Source organism: Aeromonas sp. QDB14 (assembly GCF_027707845.1).
GTDB lineage: Bacteria > Pseudomonadota > Gammaproteobacteria > Enterobacterales > Aeromonadaceae > Aeromonas > Aeromonas caviae.
On the sequence record NZ_JAPCJD010000159.1, the window covers coordinates 1 to 2239 of the forward strand.

General features: G+C 45.1%; 1 protein-coding gene. It reads left to right on the forward strand.

The window, feature by feature from the left end; translation table 11 throughout:
• Window positions 1-588: 588 nt before the first annotated feature.
• Window positions 589-1902 carry a tyrosine-type recombinase/integrase gene (locus tag PG887_RS22130; RefSeq protein WP_270822924.1) on the forward strand — a complete coding sequence of 438 codons (1314 nt, stop codon included), beginning with the start codon at window positions 589-591 and terminating at the stop codon, window positions 1900-1902.
• Window positions 1903-2239 lie beyond the last annotated feature (337 nt).

Sequence of the window (2239 nt, forward strand, 5' to 3'; positions counted from 1 at the left end):
CGCGCCTAATGAGATCGCACAAACTGGACTGAGTTCCCTTCCTCCTGTGATCTACTATTCGGAACAGCTATTTAGTCAATTTCGCATATAGCATGGGTCCGGTTGGATTTGACGAACTTCATATGATTATGGACGGGGCCAGTGATGCGGTTTTTGATCTGTGCTTAGGCAGATAACCCGACATGAGCTTTTATTACACAGCTCATCCCCCGAACGAGAAGCCCACCCAAGCAGGAAGGGCTTTTTTGTTACTCAAGCCGGAGGTGTAGCCAATCGCAAAAGAGGGGGGTATAGGTTGCATGATGTTGGGCCCAGCGTTGGGCCATTCCACAAAAAAGCACAAAGGGTTAGCCTCAGAGAGAATCTAACCCTTTGTTTTATATGGTGCCGATAAGGGGGATCGAACTCCTGACCTTCGCATTACGAATCCAGATTGTTATAGAATCAAGAAGTTTCACCAAGAGCGAAAATTTATAAAAAAACCATTTAAATCAATTGGCTATATTCTTTCTGAAGTCTCATGTTGTCTCAGGTAGTTCCACGCCATATCATCACAAAAGCGGGGTATGGAGAGGGGTATGAAACGTGGTGAACAAGCTACTCAATACAGCTACAGAAATCTCTGCTGCGACCCTGAGAGAAGGTGCAACAGTGCAGCGGTTTGCAGTTCAGTCCAAGCATGGTGGCGGCTTGAAGTTGGAGCTTCGTAGTCACGGTTTGAAGCGTTTTATCTATCGTTACAAATTGGCTGGAAAAGAAGGAGAGTTGCTGCTGGGGAGTCACCCCGCTATGAGTTTAGCTGCCGCTCGTCTCGCCCATGCTGATGCAGTTGCTTTTGTGAAGCAGGGAATTGATCCGCGCCAGGCAGCGAAAGAGGCCAAGATCAAAAACACCCAGATGCCAACACTGCGGGAAGTGTATCGTGATTGGTTGATGCTACGCGCCAAGTCAAAGCCAATAGGTCCAAGGACACTGGCTGACTATGAGGGAACCTTTACACGCCATATTGAAAGAGTGTTGGGCAATCTTCGTGTTTGTGACTTGTCACGTGCCGTACTGTATGAGCATTTTCGCCAAGTAGAGACGGCTGAAGGGACACGCAAGGGATTAATCGTGTTGAATCAATGTTTGGATCATGCTGTTCTTCAAGGCTACATTGAAATTAATCCCGCTCGACTGTTAAAACCAGCCATGTTTGGAGCATCAATGCCGCCTCCCCGTGAACGGTGGCTGACTAAAGAGGAATTAAGGAGATTATGGCTTGCACTTGATCAAGCAACATCAGGAGCCGGCGCTAAAGCGAGTGGAGGACGTGGTATAGCTTCTAATGTGGTGTTGTCTCTTTCGGTAGCAAATTGTTTACGACTAATTTGTTTGACTGCGGTCCGGCGTTCAGAAGCCGTAGCTATGAAGTGGGAACAAATTAATGGTGATCGTTGGACGATTCCAGAAACGAAGAATGGACGAAGTCATGTTGTTACATTATCTCCTCTAGCCTTAGATATTCTAGAGCAGCAGCGAAAATTCTCTCAAAGTCATTATGTGTTTGAATCAACGACTAGGTTTGGACACCCAATTACGGGGGATGCAGTTACAAAAGCATTAGAACGGGTTAGATTAAGATATCTGGCTGAGTTTGAACCATTTAGTCCACATGATCTGCGTAGGAGTGTTGCAACTGGTGCCGTTGAATATCTAGATGCTCCGGAACGTTTGATTGAATTATTGCTTAACCATGTACCAAAAGACCGTTTGATTAGAACATACCAAGTTGGAGGTATGGCGGATAAATTGCGGAAATTATTCTTGTCATGGGGGGGATTCATGAAGTCAGTGATTACTGACTTAGTTAGAGAAAATGACACAGGGAATGTGATTGCCGTTGAGTTTAGAAAAAAATGACAAAATCCTTCCAATATGTTCAGGAATACGAATTAGGGTGATTGTTTGTTTTTTTTGTGTATTTATTGGGTTATTATTCTTGTTAATGCAATAAAATCAAACATAAATACTGAGAAGTGTGATGTGATCAACCTTTCATAAAGGTAGCGTAAGTGTTCACCGTGACTGCATTAACGCAGACGCACGTCCGGATCTGTGCGAGGGTGGTGGGTGACCACCATTCCTACCGCGACCAAAATATATTCACTGTAGTGGGCTAAATTTTAGGTTCTTCGCGGGATCTTGGGGAAGTGGAAGTTGACAGACAGGGTGCTGGTAAACTGGCTGTCTCCAAACA